This window comes from Pseudomonas sp. SMN11 (assembly GCF_052041945.1).
In the GTDB taxonomy this organism is placed as follows: domain Bacteria; phylum Pseudomonadota; class Gammaproteobacteria; order Pseudomonadales; family Pseudomonadaceae; genus Aquipseudomonas.
Window position 1 is genome coordinate 1 of record NZ_JBKGGW010000052.1, and the last position, 17,039, is coordinate 17,039.

Consider the following 17,039-nt stretch of genomic DNA (forward strand, 5'->3'; position numbering starts at 1 on the left):
CTTTGAAATCACCGACAAGAACGGCACCGTAGTACATTCCGGCAATACCCCAAGCACCGTTACCCTGAAGTCTGGAAAAGGCTATTTCTCGGGGCAGACCTATACCCTCCGATTCAAGAAGGAAGGGTACCCAGACAAGACCGTGGAACTGGATTCGAGCCTGAGCGGTTGGTACTGGGGCAATATCCTGCTCGGCGGGGTTATCGGTATGCTGATAGTCGATCCCCTGACCGGCGCCATGTACAAGCTGCCGGAATTCGCGTCTGCAGATATGGGCAAACCATTGGCGGAGACTGGCGAGCAGCCCCTGAAAGTTGGCGTTATCGACGATTTGACTGCCGCTCAGCGCGAGCGCCTTGTTCCAGTTAACTGATCGAGGGACGAACCCTGATCTCCGTGGCTGAATAAAACGTAGCAGCGGGTTTGCGCTGGTGACCCGCTGCGTATCGAACCTTGCAGCCATATGGCGGTTGTATGGGGTAATCCCAAAGTGCGTCTGCCGCGCGGATTTTGGAGCGGTCTAGTTAATGAACCTGACTCGACCACTTACGCTGCGTAGCCAGCGCCAACAACTCCCGCTGCCCGGAAATCCCCAACTTGCGATACAGCCGCTTGATATACGTAGCCGCACTCGACAGCTGAATACCCATCCTCGCGCTGATGTCCTCAACCTCACACCCAGCCAGCATCAATTGCAGCAGCTCCTGGTCACGCCGAGTCAGTTCCGGGTACAGACTGACAACTCGTTCACTGAGCAGCGCCGGCATTTCATTGGCTTCGAGATAAGCCCGGTAATGCAGACGCGAGATTTGTACGATCAACGGCGCCGCTGTTTCGATGACACTTATCTCATTGGCTGAAAAACGCCTATGTTCACGCCCCCGATAGAAATTCACCGACAGCCAGCGGTTACCCTCGCAATGGGTCAGCAGCGCAACCCGTTCGGAAATCTGCGGCAGTTCGTAGCAGATACGTCGGTAGTCGCGGTGGGTGATGTCTTCGATGCCTTGGCGTTGCACCAGGATGCGGTCGCTTGTCGACCGGCTAGGCCGCGCGGTCATCGCCTGTTGGTTGCCATCCATGCTGTAAAAGCGTTCGGCGTAGTTGCTGGAGATCCTGGGCAGCTCGATCATCCGGGCGCGGTCGGCGAAGGAAATGATCTGCGGGCTGCGGTTGGGGCTGTAGGCGAAGATGGTGCACTGGGCCAAGGGGACTTGGGCGCTGACCAGTTTCAGCATGTCGGCGGCCAGTAGCTTGCCGTGGCTTTCGCGGGTGCGGGAGAGCAGTGTGGCGGTTTGCTCGATGCTCAGGCGGAAGTCGGTCGTGGAGGGGCGTAGTGGCCAGAATTCCATGCTGTGCTCCCTGGGGAAAAGGCATGATTTATTGTTTTGGGCGGCCCCTTGGCGTGGGCTGTTGGGCAGGATACCTAATTTGTGAATGCGGCGCGGGGTGGCCGGAAGGGTGGTGCGGTGCATGGAGCGGGGTGTGTGGTGTTTGCGGGTAGATTACTGATGCTGTGAGTTAGGTGAATGGGGCCGCTTTGCGGCCCTTTCGCGACACAAGGCCGCTCCTACAGGTATTGCGCCGGATTAGAGTGCGGCGCTGAGGCTGCTCAGGTTGGCTGGGCTGATATCTCCTGGGCAACCCAGGCCTTGAATGCCTCCGCTACTGGGGATGGGTGCATCGCGCCTGATTGTGCCAGCACCACTTTTTGCGGTGATACGTCCTCCAGCAGTGGCCGGCATAACAGCGGCGTGCCGTCATAGCAGTGGTCACCTGCGGGGCGGGTGCAGGACAGGGCGACGCCGTAGCCATGGGCGACCAGGCCTCTTTGCATCTCGAAGGTCTGGGTAAATTGCTGGGTGCGTGGTTGCAGGTTATGCGCCCAGAACAGTGAGAGAAAATACTCACGGGTTTGTGCGATGTCTTCCAGGATCACGCACTCTTGCGCCAGCTCTTGCAGCGGTATCGCGGCCAGGTGGGCCAGCCGATGGTCGGTGGCGATCAGCGCGTAGGGTTTCAACTCCGCCAGTATCTGGCGTGGCATCGTGGGGTCGAGGCCGATGTCATACGTCAGCGCGAGTTCGGCTTTGCCGGCGCTCAGGTGGCGTTGTACGCCTGCCAGGTCGGTCTCGAACAGGGTCACCTCGACCTCGGGGTACTGCTTGCGAAAGCTCGATAGCAGCCGTGGTGCGTAGTAAGGGCCCAAGTCTTGAAAGCAGATCAGCGACAGGTTGCCTCGCAGCGTGCCTAGTGTGGGGTCGGCCTTTTGATTCATGGCGATGGCCATGCCGATGATTTCGCGGGCCTGGGCCAGCAAGCGCGTGCCGGCTGACGTCAGCTCCAGCCCGCGGCTGACCTGGCGGCGGAAAAGGCGTTCGTTCAGCGCTTCTTCAAGTTGGGCAATCGCCACCGAAACCGAGGGCTGTGAGACGTGCCGGGCTCTCGCGGCAGCGCTGATGCTGCCATGTTCGGCCACGGCGACGAAGTACTCGAGCTGCCTGAAGGAGAACCCTATCATGTTTTCCTATACTCAAAATTAGGAAATATATTCTTTTCCTATTGGTACCGAAAAGCAATACTCGCCTTGCACCTTGCTTACTTCAGTTAAAAGCCAGATCGCCCGTTAAGTGAAATAGGCGGTGCACCCAGTTTGTTGCCTTGTTTTTACTTGGCGCAAGAAATACAGGGCAACTTGTATGCGCCGGCCCCAATAAAAAGACTAAAGGGTGCTTCATGAAACAGTCCGCTGAATTTCAACTGGATAATGAAACCATCGAGGCGTTCCAGCGTGATGGTGCCGTTTGTGTGCGTAACCTGTTCACGCCGCAAGAAGTTGCACTGCTCGAAACCGGCATCGAACAGAACCTGAAAACCCCCAGCGAGCGCGCCAAAGTGGCCAGCCGCCCGGATGATCCGGGTTGGTTCTTCGAAGACTTCTGCAACTGGCGCGATATTTCAGCTTATCGCCAGTTCATCCTGGAAAGCCGGGTGGGTAGCGTTGCCGCTCAACTCATGAACAGCGAAACAGCCCGGCTTTATCACGATCACCTGCTGGTCAAGGAACCCAACACGCGCCAGCGCACGCCCTGGCATCAGGACCAGCCGTACTACAACATTGACGGGCGCCAGAACTGCAGCATGTGGATGCCCATCGACCCTGTCGCGCGGGAGTCCACCCTTGAGTTTGTCGGTGGCTCGCACCTCGGGCCGTGGCTGATGCCGCGCAGTTTCCTCGACAGCCAGGCGCAATGGTTCCCGGAGGGCAGCCTGGCGGACTTGCCGGATATCGAGGCCGATCGCAGCGCCTGGAACATCCTCGGCTGGGAGCTCTCCCCGGGCGATGCGGTGTTCTTCCACATGCTGACCTTGCACGCCTCGGGTGGTGTCGGTGGCAATCGCCGGCGTCGTGCATTCTCGGTGCGCTTCCTGGGCGATGACATTACCCATGCGCCGCGCCAGTGGAAAACTTCGCCACAGTTTCCCGGGCTTGAAACGCAACTGGCCAGCGGTGCGCCGATGGACCATGAGCTGTTCCCGGTGCTGTGGCCAAGGGCTTGAAGATTGAAGTGATGCGTGCCTGATGAAACCGCACGGCATCTGCGTTGTGCGGACCTGATAATAAGATCAAGAAGGTATCTATGAACGCTCAATCCTCACACCAGCTTAAGCGGGGGCTGTCGACCCGGCATATTCGTTTCATGGCGTTGGGTTCTGCTATCGGTACGGGGCTGTTCTATGGTTCGGCATCGGCGATAAAACTGGCAGGGCCTTCGGTGTTGCTGGCCTACCTGATCGGGGGCGCGGCCATCTACATGATGATGCGCGCCCTTGGCGAAATGGCGGTGCATAACCCGGTGTCCGGTTCGTTTGGCCACTATGCCAGCCAATATCTGGGGCGCTACTTGGGTTTTCTGACAGGTTGGAGTTATGCGTTCTCGATGCTGGTGGTGTGCCTGGCAGATGTGACAGCGTTTGGCGTTTACATGGGGCTGTGGTTCCCGGAAACACCTGCGTGGATCTGGGTGCTTGGGATCGTGTTCTTCATCGGGGCATTGAACCTGTGCAGCGTGAAAGTGTTCGGGGAAATGGAGTTCTGGCTGTCGTTGCTCAAGGTGACCGCTATCGTTGCCATGATCGTGGCAGGGGCGGCGGTGCTGCTACTGGGTATTCAGCTGAACAACGATGCAGGCACTGTGGCCAGCGTCTCGAATCTCTGGAGCCATGGCGGGTTCTTCCCTAATGGCGTCGGGGGAATGATCGCTTCGTTCACGGTGGTGATGTTCGCCTTTGGCGGGGTCGAGATGATCGGCATCACCGCAGGCGAAGCCAGGGACCCGAAGCGCGTATTGCCGAAGGCCATCAACTCGGTGCCGCTGCGGATCCTGCTGTTCTACATCCTGACCCTGTTCGTGCTCATGGCCATTTACCCGTGGACCAGCATTGGCAGCCACGGTAGCCCGTTCGTGCAGATCTTCAGCGGCCTGGGCATCAGTTCAGCGGCAACGGTGTTGAACATCGTGGTGATTTCTGCGGCCGTGTCGGCGATCAACAGCGATATCTTCAGCGCAGGGCGCATGATGTACGGCATGGCGCAGAACGGCCAGGCGCCTGCGGGGTTTGCAGCCCTGTCGCGTTTCGGTGTGCCGTGGATGACGGTTGCGGTCATGGGTGTGGCGCTGCTGTTGGGCGTGGTATTGAACTATCTGGTGCCGGAAGACCTGTTCCTGGTGCTGGCGGCGGTGGTCACGTTCTCGATTGTCTGGGTGTGGTTGATGATCCTGCTGTCGCAAGTGGCGATGCGTCGCGGCATGAGCAAGGAGGAGGTAGCGGCACTGGATTATCGGGTGCCGCTGTGGCCGGTGGGCCCAGCCTGCGCGATTGCGTTCATGGTGTTCGTCTTTGGCGTGCTGGGTTGGTTCCCGGCCAGCCGCACCGCAATGTATGTCGGGGTTGGCTGGTTGGTTCTGCTCTCCCTGGGTTACTGGTTGTGGGGTGTGCGTGCGCCACGGGCAGTGTCTGCGAGCGCTTGATGCATTGAGCGGTAGGAGCGGGCAAGCCCGCTCCTACCGCGCAGGTTTTGGAACCGATGTAGCCGGGCGCAGCGGCAGCAGGAAGGTCAACAGTGCACCGATCACCAGCAAAGCCGTGGCATACACGATCCCGGCCGTGAAGCTCTGGGTCAGGTCCTTCAGCCAGCCAACCACCAGCGGGTTCAGTGCCGAACCGATATTGCCGAACGCATTGATCACCGCAATGCCAATGGCCCGCGCCTTGAACGTCAGCGCTTGGTCCGGGGTCGTCCAGAAAATCGACATGGCGGTGTAAGACCCGGTGGCGGCCATGCAGATGCCACACAGCTGCACCAGTGGGTTACCGGCATAGGCTGCGAACAACCAACCGGCAGCCGCCATCAGCATGGGCAGCACCAGGTGCCATCTGCGCTCCTGGCTGCGGTCGGAATGCAGCCCCCACACCACCATGCCGATGATAGTGCACACCTGCGGGATCATCGCCAGAAACCCAATGGTGCTGTTGCTGCTGTCGGCGGCACTGATGCTCTTGATGATCAGCGGCGTCCAGACGGCGATCATCGCCAGCGTGTTTACCAGGCAGAAGTACACCAGGCTGAACAGCAGCACCGTAGGCGAGAGCATTTCGCGCAGCAGGCTGCCGGGCTCATCTTTCTCAGTACGCGTTGCAGTCGGCTTATCGGCGGCCAGGGCCTGCTGTAGCCGTTGCTTGTCCTCCGGGCTCAACCAGTGGGCCTGGGCTGGCGTGTCGTTCAGGTAGCCGAACACCACAAAGCCCATGATCACCGAAGGCATGCCTTCGAGCAGGAACAGCCACTGCCAGCCGTGCAGCCCCCACACGCCATCCAGGCTCAGTATCAGCCCCGACAGTGCCGAGCCGAAGCCTGCGGTAAACGGCATGGCGATCATGAACAGCGCATTGGCGCGTGCGCGGTACTCCGCCGGGAACCAGAACGTCAGGTACAGCAGCACGCCAGGCAGGAAGCCGGCTTCCGTGATACCGACCAGCATCCGCAGCAGGTACAGGCTGCTGGCATCGGTTGCGAACAGGGTCGCGGTCGAGGCCAGCCCCCAGGCGATCATCAGGCTGCCAATCCATCTGCGTGCACCAACCCTGGCCAAGGCCATGTTGCTGGGGATGCCGCAGGCGACATAGGCGATGTAGAACAGCGTGGTCGCCATGCCGAACTGAGTGCTGCTCAGGCCCAGGTCGCCCATCATGGTCAGGCCGGCGAAGCCGATGTTGATGCGGTCGAGAAACGACAGCACAAAGCACAGGAACAAAAAGCCGAGCAGGCGCCTGGAGACTTTACGCATCACGGCGTGCTGAGGACTGCTGGCGGTTGTTGATGTAGCGAGTGGGGAAGTGTTCGGGTGCATGGGGCGCCTGATTATTATTGGTTTAAGCGGCAACGGCAGGGCCTACAAGTCGAGTAGCGCCGACTGGGTCAGCGCAGTGAAGGCCTGGGCATCGCCGAGTGCATGGGCGCTGAGCAAGGCCAGCTTGGTCAGGAACAGCTCGGCCTTGGCCGATGTGGCCTGATCCAAGGCCTCTGCCAGTACGTCGTAAACCACTTCCAGGTCTGCTGCGGTCAAGGTGTTCATGGCGCTTCCTCTCAGTGTTTGCCCAGGGCGGTGTCGACGGCGGTGTGCAGTTGTGCAGCAGAAAGCTGCAGCCAGCGGGCGCAGATGTGCTGGTCCGGGCGCACCAGATAGGCGCCGTTGCGGGTGATGCCATACTTGGCGGCCATGTGGCCGTTGGCGTCGTCGATCAGCTGGTCTGCACCACTGATGGCGGCTTGGGCGTTTTGCGCAATCGCGATGATTTCCAAGGGCACGCCGTTGCTGCGGATGGCCTGTACCTGCTCGACCACGTCGCTTGGGATGCAATCGCTGTCGGTGAAGCACAGCAGGTAGAAGCTGGCGCCCAGGCGGTCGAACAGGTACTCGTCCTCGCCCAGGCGGGTGTTCAGCAGCGGGGCGCCGTTGCGCGGCCCGGCCGTGAAACGCGAGTTGTCGTCAGCCGCACAGTTGAGCACCGAGTCGGCATAGTCGTGTGGCCGCGAGGTGCGCCAGTGGTATAACGGCCGGACGAACGCCTGGGTCAGCGACAACGACAGCACCGCATCGCGTACCAGGCGGTAGCCCGCCGTGGGTGGCGCCATGAAACGGGTGCTCTTGCCGGCCTCGCTGATGATTTCCCGCGCGGCGCTCACGCGTTCGCTGGAATAGGACGGCAGCAGCTTGGGGCCCGCCAGGCCCTTGAGGGCAAGGGCCAGCTTCCACACCAGCCCGTGGCAATCCTGGAAGCCGGTGTTGGCGCCTCGCACGCCGAAAATCGGCAACAGGTGGGCCGCGTCGCCGGCGAAGATCACGCGCTGACGTATGTAATCCGGCAGGGTCAGGGCGCGGGCTGAATAGACCGAGCTCCAGTCCATTTCCCACTGCGGGTCTTCTACGCCCATCATCTGCAACTGGGCATTGATGCGTTCGCGCAAGGATTCGGGCTGCAGCGCCTGTTCCGCGGTTTCATCTGGCGGCAGCTGGTAGTCGATGCGCCAGATGTCACCCGGTTCGCGATGCATCAATACGGTGTTGCCCGGGTTCCAGGCTGGGTCGAAGTAGGCCAGGCGCTCGGTGGGCAGGCCGAGGTCGATCTTGATATCGGCAATCACGAAGCGGCCTTCGTAGGCGGTGCCTTCAAGTTTCAGATCGAGCAGCGCGCGCAGTGTCGAGCGTGCGCCATCTGCAGCCACTACCCAGTCAGCGTCCAGTTCGTAGTTGCCGGCAGGGGTGTCGATGACCAGGCGAGCGAAGCCGTCATGCTGCGTCAAACCGGTCACGCGGTTGCCCCAGCGCAGCTCGATCAACGGGTTGACCTCGGCGGCCTCGACCAGAAACTGCTCCAGGCAGGGCTGCTGCAGGTTGGTCATGGGTGCGAAGCGGTCGTCTGGGTCGTGTGGGTTCTCCATACGGAACACCAGCCGGTTGCGGTAGAACGAATTGCCACAGCTCCACGGCAAGCCCAGCGCGCAGACCCGGTCGGCGACACCCACTTGTTGCAGGATTTCCATCGAGCGGCGGGTGAACACGATCGCCCGGCTACCTTCACTCACTTGCCGCTCTGCGGCCAGCACCACACAGGCAATGCCATGTCGGGCCAGGTCCAGGGCAGTGGTCAGGCCGATCGGGCCGGCGCCTGCCACCACCACAGGTTTGCGCTCAGGGCGGACAGCGCCGACGCTGGCGGTGTGGGCGGGGAAAACCTGGTAGTTGAAATAGAGGGAGCGGCGGGGCGCGCTGTGGGGGTGATGCATGGCGGTGCACATCCTAATTTCTTGTAGGTATTCAGGTGTGCAGATGACTGTACTTGAGGTGGCAGGGCGCGATGTCCCCTGTAGGGGACAACGCTGGACGAAATGTCAGGTGAGGCGAGAACCGCTGGAGTAGAGCCTTTAAAGCAGGAGGCGCCTTTGGGGAGAATGGCCGATTGACTTCCTTTGCCGCTTTGTCGAACATAGCGCCGTCCTGCCATTCCTGTGCGCGGTGAGGAGTGGCGCTGAAGCCCAACAATAGGTTGGGCTTTTCCGTTCTGGCGACAGGGCATTTTCCAAGGTGTGCCGTCTGTTGCGATTCGTGAAAAGAAAACTCTCCAAAGCGCTGCGAAAGTGGTTCGTCTATCTCGCGGTCGCTGGGCTGGCGGGCAACTCCAGCCGATTGTTCGATCATCTGTCCTCTTGGAAGCCTTGGCACTTGGCCAAGGGCCTGGCGGCATACCTTATCGCCACCTGATGTGCTTCTCTAACTGCAGCTTTTCAAGCCAAATTGCATGACTGAGGACTGCGCGGAAACTTGACTCACAGGCTGGACCCACACCTTGTTGCCCACGGTTTTCATACCGTATTCAATGGCAATACCGCTGTCGTTCTTCCCGGAAATGTGCAGCACTGCCGAGCCCTTCTTCGCGAATAGCCCGTCTGGTTCGATGGCGATCGAGTCGATCCTGGCCACGGCTCTGCATTGGCTGTTCATCCGCCCAAGGTCGGTAACGATTTGAGAGCCCAGTTGGCGGATCAGGCTCTCCCCGGTTTTTTCGAATGCCGCATGTTCATTCCATGCAACGGCTACATACCCGCATCCAGCAAGCAGAACGACAAAAGCAGCAAGCTTCTTGATGGACGACACCCGTGACCCCGAAAGATGAAATTGGCGAATGATGCCGCAGCACTGTGATTGCGGACTGGGGAATAAAAGCGGGGCGCATTCTACCAGTGAAACGCTGGCCCAGCCCCGCATCGTTCATGTATCAGTCGATCCAGTGCCACAGCGGTTCATCCAACAGCCTGACCCCGCGCAATTGGGTCTGGCCCTGGACCTTCTCCAACTCCAGCACATTGCACCCCTCGCACGCCGTCAACGCCTCGATCAGTGGCCTGCTGTGCGACACCACCCACACCTGGCTGCGCTGCGAAGCACGAATGATCAGCCGCGCCAAGGCCGGGAGCAGGTCGGCATGCAGGCTGGTTTCCGGTTCGTTGAGCACCATCAGCGATGGGGGCCGCGGCGTCAGCAACGCGGCCATCAGTAACAGATAACGCAGTGTGCCGTCCGACAACTCGGCGCCACCCAGCGGGCGTAGCAGCCCATGCTGATGCAGCCGCACGCTGAACAGGCCGCCCGGTGGCGCGTCGATCTCCAGGCGGCTGCCGGGGAATGCATCCTCCAGCGCTGACACGAGGTCTTCCACTTCTCCAATCTCGATGATGGTCTGCAGCGCCGAAGCGAGGTTGCGGCCATCGTGGTGCAGCACTGGCGAGCGAGTGCCCAGCTGGGGCTGACGGCAGGGTGCATCGCGGTCGATGCGAAAGTGATCGTAGAACCGCCAGCTGTTGATGAAAGCCCGCAGCTCACCGATCTCCGGTGCTTGGCGCGGGCGGCCAACGATGTTGAAGAAGCTCTCACAGCTGTCGGCATGTTGATCGAGGACTGTCCAGCTGTTGCCCTCCCGGGCACGCACCATGGCGTTCCTGCGCTCGACCAACAAGGAAGCCGGCCGGTAGGCGCCAGCGCCCCAGATGGCTTCACTCTTGATTTCGGGGTCGAGCATGAAGGCGCTGGGATAGGGTAGGGGGATCGGCAGGCCTAGGGAGATGGAAAAACCGAAATCTGCAGTGGCAAAACCTAGGCGCAGGCGTTTGACGTCGGTCGGATGCTGGCCTTGGATAGGTACTTCACCGCGCTTCATGCGTGCGCTCATCTCAGGCCCGGCCCACCAGGTCGAATCCAGTCCGCCCTCGCGGGCCAGTGCTTCGATCACGCCGCCCTGGGCGGTTTCGGCGAGCAGGCGCAGGGCCTTGTAGAGATTGGATTTGCCGCTGCCGTTGGCGCCGGTCACCAGGTTGAGTTGGCCTAGTGGTAACACAAGGTGATTGATCGAGCGGTAGTTGCCGATGGCGAGGGTGGTGAGCATCCGGTGCGTCCCAGCTTGAACTGAGTGACCGATTGTGGCCGAACTGGGGCGGCGTTACTACCGGTCAGCTGGTGTTCGGTTTGTGCTGGCTCACGTTCGCGTCCCAGGATACTTCAGCTCTCGGGTGCCACCCCCAACAGCACCTGAACCTGGCGCCGCAGCTGCCCCACCAGCTCACGTTCAGCGCGCAATTCGGAGCGCAGTTCATTGTTCTCGTGCTCGTGAATCCGAGCGATGCGCTGCACGTCCCGGTCGTTCCTCACCACGTCCCAGACCTCCCCAATCCGCGAGTGCACCAGCATGAGAGTGAGCAGAGTGATGCCGCTTAGGCTCAGCAATGCGAGTTGCAGGGTTTCCATTTATCGCTTCCTTGAGTAGTGGCTGTTTGCCGGTAAGCAAAACGATATGTCTATAAATACTACATGTCCATATTGGCTACTTGTACAGGTAAAGGATTAGTGCAGATCCCGACTGGGTTGGGCCGGTCCGCGGATAGGTGGGTGAAAGCAATGTGCTATCGCGCAGGTCACGGATGGCGTGGCCTGAAGAGGGAAACGCTCCCGAAAGAGAGGCTTTCGACCATTTGCTTGATACGTATGATTACTTTACATGTCTTGCACGTATTGATCGTAATTGAGCAGACACGTAGGATTTCACGACACGTCATTCGTCTGGTCGCTACCCGCTGCCAACCATTCAGGGCCCACGATGAAACACAAGCAATGTATGGATCAAATCCGCTGGGACCTTGCCCTGCGCTACCGCTTGATCGAAACGGTGGTCTGGTGGGAAGGTCGTCTGACCACGAATCATCTGATGCAATGCTTCGGCATCAGCCGACAGCAGGCGTCGAAGGACATCAACACCTACATCACCGAATACGCTTCGAAGAACCTGGTCTACGACAAGCAGATCAAAGGTTACGTACCGACCCGGCAGTTCAAGCCTTTGTTCATCGACGACAGTGCCAGTGCTTACCTGGACCTGCTCAATCACAACGATGAGCGTGCCCCACATATCGAAGGGTTGAACCTCGCTTATGCGCACACTGAGGTGCTGAAGGTGCCTGATCGCTCTGTGCGGCCGGAGGTGCTACGGCCATTGCTCAAGGCTTGTCGGGAAAAGCGGCGCCTGGACATCGAGTATGTATCGTTCAAGACCCCTGAGGTGGAAGGACGCACTATTGCTCCGCACACGTTGGTGTATACCGGGATGCGTTGGCACGTGCGGGCCTATTGCGAGAAGAACCGTGAATACCGAGACTTTGTGCTGAGCCGTTTTCGAGGTGAGCCGGATCTTCTCGACGATCAGACGGAAAATGGTATCGAGCACGATGTGGAGTGGAACACGAAGATCGCTGTCATCTTCAAGCCGGATGAGCGACTGACGCCGGCGCAACGATCGATCATTGAAGTGGACTACGCAATGACTGATGGGCAACTGGTGGTCGATAGCTCACAAGCGTTGGCGAAGTACGTGGTGAAACGATTTCACGTAAACCCGAACTTGCATGACGCCCGGCCTGAAGCCCAGCAGTTGGTATTGGCGAACCGGGCTGAATTGAAACCTTGGTTGAGCCTGGACTGAAGGCGTCACTGGTCATCGTGTATTTTGGTGGCTTGCTGTCCATCGCTACGACAAGCGCGGCCACCAGAGGTCACCACGCGGGGTAGTGATGCTTGGAGTCGTTCAGCAGTAGGCTCGTTCGTGGTAGGCCGTGGCCCACCCAGCAAGGGTGAGCCAGGTCAGAATCAAGCTTGCTTGCGCTTGAACAGCTTGCGGAAGAAGCCGGCGATGGCCAGCAAGCCCAGGACGATGAACTTCTTGAACGCCAGCAAGGCAACACCGATCTTGGCGAACAGGCCCGCCTTGGCGGCGATGCCACCGGCGACCAGGGCGGCCAGTCCGTACGGCGCCAGCTTGTCAGTCTTGGCGTCGTAGTCGGCGTAGCGGTTGCCGTCGGTGAAGTTGGTGAAGGCGAGGATCTTCGAACTCGCTCCCACAGGGTCACGCTCCAGACTCGATCTGGTCGTAGCCGTCCGCCTGCCATTAACAGTACTCTCGGACTACATACCTACTACCGCAAGGACCGAGCAGATGACTCAACCACCGGATGGAATGCCGATTTACCGGGTGCTCACCGGCCCCGATGACGCTTCCTTTTGCCACAGGGTCAGTGATGCGTTGAAGCTGGGGTATCAACTCCATGGCGGGCCTGCACTCACGTTCAATGGAAAGGATGTGATCGTAGCGCAGGCTGTGACTTGGCCGGGTGCCCACGTAGCCTTGTCTTCATAAATGGTTGATGGTCAATTCTCGAGGTTCTCATGCCCGCATACGCCGTTCGCTACCTGCTCAATGGCCAGCCTTGCACCCACACCTTTGACCTGAAGCAGCCGCAGTTTGCCGTGCACGAGGCGGCACTGCATCTGATGGTGCTGCACTTCGGGGACGGTGAGAACAGCCTGATCATGCCGCCAGCCGATGCCACGCCCGCCGAAGTACTGGCCCAGGCTGAGGTTCTCGGCTTGACGGATATCGATATCGCCTAAGCCTGTGAAGCGCAATGCTGGGAGAACGCATGGTGTTCGTACGCCCTTTGGAGGCAAGTGAATGGCAGGTCTATCGAAACTTGCGTTTAAGGGCCTTGCACGACTCACAGGATGCTTTTGCAAGCCAATACGAAGGTGAGGCCGTCAGGGAGGATTCAGACTGGGCCGCTCGGGTCAGCGCAGCGGCCAAGTCCACTGGCGCTGAAGTCTTGATTGCTTTTCAGCAAACCGAGCCCTGTGGCCTGTTGTGGTGTAAATCATCGGCTGCTGAGCCTGCTGTCGTCGAGCTTTTCCAGATGTGGGTAGACCCTGCGTTTCGAGGGTTTGGAGCGGGCAGGGCGTTGCTGGATGCAGCTATCGCTTGGGCGCATAGGCGCGGTGCGGAACGTGTGTGCCTGGGGGTGACGATCGCACAGAGTGCTGCCATGCACTTGTATCAGAGTAGTGGTTTTTGCCCTGTCGGTGAACCGGAGCCGTTGCGGCCGGGGTCGATGCTGATGTCGCAATCCATGGAACTGCAATTGACGCGCTTCTGATGAGCTCCTGGTTGGTGGGTTCTCCTGCAAGGTAGCGCTGGGGCTTATTGTTGGGGCCGCTTTGCGGCCCATCGCAGGCAAGCCAGCTCCCACAGTTACAGCGCAGGTCTCAGGATTTGCGCTGTGCCTGCTAAAGCTGGCGTGTGGGAATGGAGTGTCGTGGTCCGCCACACGGGTACGGGTCGAGGCGCGCATGCCCACCGTCGAGAACCAGGTCTCCTGCTGCTCGCTGGGCACAACCAGCGCCGCGGCACCGCCTTTTTCATGGAAGCTGTCGGCGTCGTACTTCACGTATGCCACGCCTACAAACGGCTCCAGCGACACTTCACCCAGGCCGATGCGATAAGCCGCCTCGCCACTGGCCTGCAGGGTGTTGGCGTCGCGCTCGCCCTTCAGGTGGTCGCTGAACCCACATCTGCACTCAGGCGCAGGGCGTCGAGCAGGGCGCCGGTGTAGAGGACCAGGTGGTAGTTGTCGCTCTGGCCTTTGGCATCGCGGTCGTCGGCATCGAACTTGGTATGGCTGTAACCGCCGTAAACGCCGGCACGCCAGCCCGGGGTAATGCTGCCGTCGGCGCCAATCAGCACACGGCCAGTGCGCGCTGGTGCAGGCCGCCGGCACCGTTGTTGCCGTTCAGCTTCGACCAGTTGCCGAAGGCTTGCGCCTCAATGGTGGTTGACGCTTTACGTGATGAGAATAGTACGCAGGTGCTAGCGTTTTGCGGAACGTGACGCCGCGCACATTGTGGTTTCGCCGGTCAGAACACCGACCAGCCGATCCGAGAACTGAGCAACTCCAGTGCCGCCATCCCGGCGTAGGAGTTGCCTGCCGCGTTCAGCTCCGGCGACCACACGCACACGGTAAATTGCCCAGGCACGATGGCCACGATCCCGCCACCCACGCCGCTCTTGCCGGGCAACCCGACGCGATAGGCGAAGTTGCCGGCCTCGTCGTACAGGCCGCTGGTGGCCATGATCGAGTTCACCTGCTGGGTCTGGCGTCGGCTCAGGATCTGCTCGCCGCTGTGCTTGCAGAACCCGTCGTTGGCCAGGAAGCAGAACGCCCGGGCCAGGTCGAGGCAACTCATTTGCAGCGCGCAGTAGCTGAAGTAGCTGCGCAGCACTGTCTCGACTTCGTTGTGGAAGTTGCCAAAGGACTGCATCAGGTAAGCCATGGCCGCGTTGCGCGCACGGAACTGGTACTCCGAATCGGCGACGCGGGCATCGATCGCGATGTGCGGGTTGCCCGACAGTCGGCGGACGAAATCGCGCATCGACAAGGTGGGCGCGGCAAAGCGCGACTGGTTGATGTCGCAGATGACCAATGCACCGGCGTTGATGAAGGGATTGCGCGGGCGCCCGCGCTCGAACTCCAGCTGTACCAGCGAGTTGAACGGCTGGCCCGAGGGCTCGTGGCCCAGCCGCTGCCAGATGGCTTCACCGGAATGGCCAATCGCCTGGACCAGGCTGAACACCTTGGAAATGCTCTGCACCGAAAACGGCACCTGGGCGTCCCCTGCGCAGTAGTAGCTGCCATCGTTGCCATACACGGCGATGCCCAGCTGCTGCGCTGGCACGTCGGCCAGCGCAGGAATGTAGTCAGCCACTTTGCCCTTGCCGATCAAGGGGCGCACCTGGTCGAGAATCTCGTTCAACAGCGTTTGCATGGAAGGCCTTGTGGTCAGTCCCCAGACGACGGCGAGGGGTAGCGCTTCTGACGAAGACTGAACCACAGAGATCACACTTAATGCGAATGCCGCGGCATCCCGCCTTCCCGGGCAATCACACGCATGTGCAGCGTCGCCGGTTCCAGGCAGCCACCGGTGGACAACTGCCCCACCAGCTGGCGGTAGAGTTCCTGCCAGGGCGTCTGCGAGGCCGGAATGTTCGGCTTCCATGCCGCGCGACGGCGCGCCACTTCGTCATCGTCCACCAGCAAGTCGACGCGGCGCTGGTTGAGGTCCACGCGTAGCCAGTCGTTGGTCTGCAGCAAGGCCAGGCCGCCACCGACCGCCGCTTCCGGCGACATGTTGAGGATCGACGGGCTGGCCGAGGTGCCGCTCTGGCGGCCGTCGCCCAGGCAGGGCAGCGAGTCGATGCCTTGCTTGATCAGCGCGGCCGGGGGCGCCATGTTGACCACTTCGGCGCTGCCCGGGTAACCCACGGTACCGGCACCGCGGATCACCAGGATGCAACGCTCGTCGATGTCCAGCGACGGGTCGTCGATGCGCGCGTGGTAGTCCTCCGGCCCTTCGAACACGATGGCCCTGGCCTCGAAGCTGTTTTCCTTGCCGGGCTCGGCCAGGTAGGTCTTGCGGAAGGCCTCGCCGACCACCGACATCTTCATTATTGCGCTGTCGAAGAAATTGCCGCTGAGCACGATGAACCCTGCACTGTGCTTGAGCGGTGCGTCGTAAGGTCGCGGTCCTCGATGGGGGCGAACAGCGTACCAAGGAACAGCAGGAAACCGTCGGGGTATTGATGATTGGCGTTGAGGGTCTGACGCACCAGGTCTTCAGGGTCGCGGCTGATCTGGTCCATCGAGCTGCTGCCGACCAAGCGGTAGCCGTCCTCGCCCTGGACTTCCAGATCGACCACGCAGTGGCGCACCGCGTCCAGGTCGAAGGTGTCGTCGAACAGGCGGATGAATGGGCCGACGGCGCACGAGGCGTTGTTGTCCTTGGCCTTGCTCAGCAGCAGCGCGCTGCGGCCTTCGAAGTCGCGCAGGTTGACGTCGTTGCCCAGGGTGGCGCCGTGGATGCGCCCGCGGCTGTCGACCGCTAGCACCACCTCGGGTTCGGGGTTGTTCCACGCCGAGCCGGGGTGCACGCCGATCGCGCTGCCGCTGCCAACCGCCGCCAGCACCGGGGCCTTGGTGAACACTTCGGCATCCGGCCCGATGCCCACTTCCAGGTATTGCGACCACATGCCTTGTTCGATCAGCAGCGCCTTCAGGGCCATGGCCTGTTGTGAGCCAGGGCGCACCGCGCGCAGGTTGTCGCCGATCACCGAGTGCACGGTGGCGCGTACCGCTTCGGCCTTGCTGGCGTCACCGGCGGCCTGCTCTTCGATCACTCGCTCGATCATGCTGGCGGCGAAGGTCACACCGGCCGCCTTGATCACTTGCAGGTCGACCGGGGCAAGCAGGTAAGGCTGGTTGGCGTCGAACGCCTCGCCGCTGTTCGCCAGCAACGCTTCCAGGCTGCCCAGGAAGCGGCCCGGGGTGCTGCGCACGGCGTGCAATGGGTCTTCACTTTCCAGCAGCTGGCTGAGGGTGGCGAAGCGTTCGGACAGGTCGAACACACCGTCGGGGCGCAAGGTGATCGGGGAGGGGCCGCCGGGTTCGCCGGGGGTCCAGGCGCGGCCGATCAGGGTGCCGGTCAGGCCGTCCGCAGGCAGGGTGTTGGCGGGGGTGAGGGTCATCGGCATGGCATCGCAATCTCTCGGAA

Annotated in this window: 18 protein-coding genes and 3 pseudogenes; 7 read left to right on the forward strand and 14 right to left on the reverse strand. The window is 60.9% G+C overall.

All coding sequences use genetic code 11. The features are described 5' to 3' along the window. Window positions 1–373: hypothetical protein (locus ACLEJU_RS26980; protein ID WP_440776757.1), on the forward strand; the 373-nt coding region annotated here is incomplete at its 5' end. Window positions 374–524: 151 nt separating this feature from the next. Here the strand turns inward: ACLEJU_RS26980 and ACLEJU_RS26985 are convergent. Together ACLEJU_RS26985 and ACLEJU_RS26990 are read right to left on the reverse strand one after the other, a co-directional pair. Further along, window positions 525–1,475 carry a helix-turn-helix transcriptional regulator gene (locus ACLEJU_RS26985; RefSeq protein ID WP_440776758.1) on the reverse strand — a complete coding sequence of 317 codons (951 nt, stop codon included), beginning with the start codon at window positions 1,473–1,475 and terminating at the stop codon, window positions 525–527. 137 nt (window positions 1,476–1,612) lie between these two features. Next, entirely contained in the window at window positions 1,613–2,521 is a 909-nt protein-coding gene (locus ACLEJU_RS26990; RefSeq protein ID WP_435424890.1) for a LysR substrate-binding domain-containing protein, read from the reverse strand. Window positions 2,522–2,736: 215 nt separating this feature from the next. Here ACLEJU_RS26990 and ACLEJU_RS26995 point away from each other — a divergent pair, with 215 nt between their 5' ends. After that, window positions 2,737–3,561: a phytanoyl-CoA dioxygenase family protein gene (locus ACLEJU_RS26995; RefSeq protein WP_435424889.1), complete on the forward strand. Its 825-nt coding sequence runs from the start codon at window positions 2,737–2,739 to the stop codon at window positions 3,559–3,561. An 80-nt stretch (window positions 3,562–3,641) separates the two neighbouring features. Beyond that, entirely contained in the window at window positions 3,642–5,033 is a 1,392-nt protein-coding gene (locus ACLEJU_RS27000; RefSeq protein ID WP_435424888.1) for an amino acid permease, read from the forward strand. A gap of 33 nt (window positions 5,034–5,066) precedes the next feature. Here ACLEJU_RS27000 and ACLEJU_RS27005 read toward each other — a convergent pair whose 3' ends face one another. The 7 genes from ACLEJU_RS27005 to ACLEJU_RS27035 all read right to left on the reverse strand — a co-directional run bounded on the left by ACLEJU_RS27005 (window position 5,067) and on the right by ACLEJU_RS27035 (window position 10,862). Then, window positions 5,067–6,350, reverse strand: a complete 1,284-nt coding sequence (locus tag ACLEJU_RS27005; RefSeq protein ID WP_435424887.1) for an MFS transporter — start codon at window positions 6,348–6,350, stop codon at window positions 5,067–5,069. 105 nt (window positions 6,351–6,455) lie between these two features. Further along, window positions 6,456–6,638, reverse strand: coding sequence for a DUF2783 domain-containing protein (locus ACLEJU_RS27010; protein WP_435424886.1), 183 nt, complete (start codon window positions 6,636–6,638; stop codon window positions 6,456–6,458). Window positions 6,639–6,649: 11 nt separating this feature from the next. Next, on the reverse strand, window positions 6,650–8,350 hold the full coding sequence (locus ACLEJU_RS27015) for an FAD-dependent monooxygenase (RefSeq protein WP_435424885.1): 1,701 nt from the start codon (window positions 8,348–8,350) through the stop codon (window positions 6,650–6,652). A gap of 31 nt (window positions 8,351–8,381) precedes the next feature. Beyond that, the gene (locus ACLEJU_RS27020) at window positions 8,382–8,762 is read right to left on the reverse strand and encodes a hypothetical protein (protein WP_435424884.1); all 381 of its coding nucleotides are present in this window, start codon (window positions 8,760–8,762) and stop codon (window positions 8,382–8,384) included. A gap of 72 nt (window positions 8,763–8,834) precedes the next feature. Beyond that, window positions 8,835–9,218 (reverse strand): hypothetical protein, encoded by a 384-nt coding sequence (locus ACLEJU_RS27025; RefSeq protein ID WP_435424883.1) that lies wholly within the window; start codon window positions 9,216–9,218, stop codon window positions 8,835–8,837. Window positions 9,219–9,339: 121 nt separating this feature from the next. Then, the gene (locus tag ACLEJU_RS27030; RefSeq protein ID WP_435424882.1) at window positions 9,340–10,503 is read right to left on the reverse strand and encodes an AAA family ATPase; all 1,164 of its coding nucleotides are present in this window, start codon (window positions 10,501–10,503) and stop codon (window positions 9,340–9,342) included. Between the two features lie 113 nt (window positions 10,504–10,616). Then, window positions 10,617–10,862 carry a hypothetical protein gene (locus ACLEJU_RS27035; RefSeq protein ID WP_435424881.1) on the reverse strand — a complete coding sequence of 82 codons (246 nt, stop codon included), beginning with the start codon at window positions 10,860–10,862 and terminating at the stop codon, window positions 10,617–10,619. Between the two features lie 349 nt (window positions 10,863–11,211). On the opposite strand from ACLEJU_RS27035, the gene ACLEJU_RS27040 reads away from it, so the two are divergent. After that, on the forward strand, window positions 11,212–12,090 hold the full coding sequence (locus ACLEJU_RS27040; RefSeq protein ID WP_435424880.1) for a helix-turn-helix transcriptional regulator: 879 nt from the start codon (window positions 11,212–11,214) through the stop codon (window positions 12,088–12,090). Between the two features lie 164 nt (window positions 12,091–12,254). Here ACLEJU_RS27040 and ACLEJU_RS27045 read toward each other — a convergent pair. Next, window positions 12,255–12,491: pseudogene (locus ACLEJU_RS27045) on the reverse strand (DUF2167 domain-containing protein); the annotation flags it as partial. A gap of 109 nt (window positions 12,492–12,600) precedes the next feature. On the opposite strand from ACLEJU_RS27045, the gene ACLEJU_RS27050 reads away from it, so the two are divergent. The 3 genes from ACLEJU_RS27050 to ACLEJU_RS27060 are packed head-to-tail and all read left to right on the forward strand — an operon-like array spanning window position 12,601 to window position 13,591. Continuing rightward, a complete protein-coding gene (locus tag ACLEJU_RS27050; RefSeq protein WP_435424879.1) occupies window positions 12,601–12,801 on the forward strand; it encodes a DUF1737 domain-containing protein in 201 nt (66 codons plus the stop codon). Window positions 12,802–12,830: 29 nt separating this feature from the next. Next, window positions 12,831–13,055 (forward strand): hypothetical protein, encoded by a 225-nt coding sequence (locus ACLEJU_RS27055; protein ID WP_435424878.1) that lies wholly within the window; start codon window positions 12,831–12,833, stop codon window positions 13,053–13,055. Window positions 13,056–13,084: 29 nt separating this feature from the next. Further along, window positions 13,085–13,591 carry a GNAT family N-acetyltransferase gene (locus ACLEJU_RS27060; RefSeq protein ID WP_435424877.1) on the forward strand — a complete coding sequence of 169 codons (507 nt, stop codon included), beginning with the start codon at window positions 13,085–13,087 and terminating at the stop codon, window positions 13,589–13,591. 153 nt (window positions 13,592–13,744) lie between these two features. Here ACLEJU_RS27060 and ACLEJU_RS27065 read toward each other — a convergent pair. The 4 genes and pseudogenes from ACLEJU_RS27065 to ACLEJU_RS27080 all read right to left on the reverse strand — a co-directional run. After that, window positions 13,745–14,252: pseudogene (locus tag ACLEJU_RS27065) on the reverse strand (autotransporter outer membrane beta-barrel domain-containing protein); the annotation flags it as partial. A 96-nt stretch (window positions 14,253–14,348) separates the two neighbouring features. Beyond that, window positions 14,349–15,257, reverse strand: coding sequence for a glutaminase B (gene glsB, locus ACLEJU_RS27070; protein ID WP_435424876.1), 909 nt, complete (start codon window positions 15,255–15,257; stop codon window positions 14,349–14,351). 77 nt (window positions 15,258–15,334) lie between these two features. Continuing rightward, a pseudogene (locus ACLEJU_RS27075) lies at window positions 15,335–16,009 on the reverse strand (dihydroxy-acid dehydratase); the annotation flags it as partial. Then, window positions 15,937–17,019 (reverse strand): fumarylacetoacetate hydrolase family protein, encoded by a 1,083-nt coding sequence (locus tag ACLEJU_RS27080; protein ID WP_435424875.1) that lies wholly within the window; start codon window positions 17,017–17,019, stop codon window positions 15,937–15,939. The pseudogene ACLEJU_RS27075 and the gene ACLEJU_RS27080, both read right to left, overlap by 73 nt. Window positions 17,020–17,039: the final 20 nt, after the last annotated feature.

Coding starts and splice junctions, on each gene's coding strand:
- ACLEJU_RS27035 (WP_435424881.1), bottom strand. CDS start 10,862: ATGGAAACCCTGCAACTCGCATTGCTGAGCCTAAGCGGCATCACTCTG.
- ACLEJU_RS26990 (WP_435424890.1), bottom strand. CDS start 2,521: ATGATAGGGTTCTCCTTCAGGCAGCTCGAGTACTTCGTCGCCGTGGCC.
- ACLEJU_RS26985 (WP_440776758.1), bottom strand. CDS start 1,475: ATGCACCGCACCACCCTTCCGGCCACCCCGCGCCGCATTCACAAATTA.
- ACLEJU_RS27020 (WP_435424884.1), bottom strand. CDS start 8,762: ATGATCGAACAATCGGCTGGAGTTGCCCGCCAGCCCAGCGACCGCGAG.
- ACLEJU_RS27040 (WP_435424880.1), top strand. CDS start 11,212: ATGAAACACAAGCAATGTATGGATCAAATCCGCTGGGACCTTGCCCTG.
- ACLEJU_RS27005 (WP_435424887.1), bottom strand. CDS start 6,350: ATGCGTAAAGTCTCCAGGCGCCTGCTCGGCTTTTTGTTCCTGTGCTTT.
- ACLEJU_RS27080 (WP_435424875.1), bottom strand. CDS start 17,019: ATGCCGATGACCCTCACCCCCGCCAACACCCTGCCTGCGGACGGCCTG.
- ACLEJU_RS27030 (WP_435424882.1), bottom strand. CDS start 10,503: ATGCTCACCACCCTCGCCATCGGCAACTACCGCTCGATCAATCACCTT.
- ACLEJU_RS26995 (WP_435424889.1), top strand. CDS start 2,737: ATGAAACAGTCCGCTGAATTTCAACTGGATAATGAAACCATCGAGGCG.
- ACLEJU_RS27050 (WP_435424879.1), top strand. CDS start 12,601: ATGACTCAACCACCGGATGGAATGCCGATTTACCGGGTGCTCACCGGC.
- ACLEJU_RS27000 (WP_435424888.1), top strand. CDS start 3,642: ATGAACGCTCAATCCTCACACCAGCTTAAGCGGGGGCTGTCGACCCGG.
- ACLEJU_RS27010 (WP_435424886.1), bottom strand. CDS start 6,638: ATGAACACCTTGACCGCAGCAGACCTGGAAGTGGTTTACGACGTACTG.
- ACLEJU_RS27060 (WP_435424877.1), top strand. CDS start 13,085: ATGGTGTTCGTACGCCCTTTGGAGGCAAGTGAATGGCAGGTCTATCGA.
- ACLEJU_RS27055 (WP_435424878.1), top strand. CDS start 12,831: ATGCCCGCATACGCCGTTCGCTACCTGCTCAATGGCCAGCCTTGCACC.
- ACLEJU_RS27015 (WP_435424885.1), bottom strand. CDS start 8,350: ATGCATCACCCCCACAGCGCGCCCCGCCGCTCCCTCTATTTCAACTAC.
- glsB (WP_435424876.1), bottom strand. CDS start 15,257: ATGCAAACGCTGTTGAACGAGATTCTCGACCAGGTGCGCCCCTTGATC.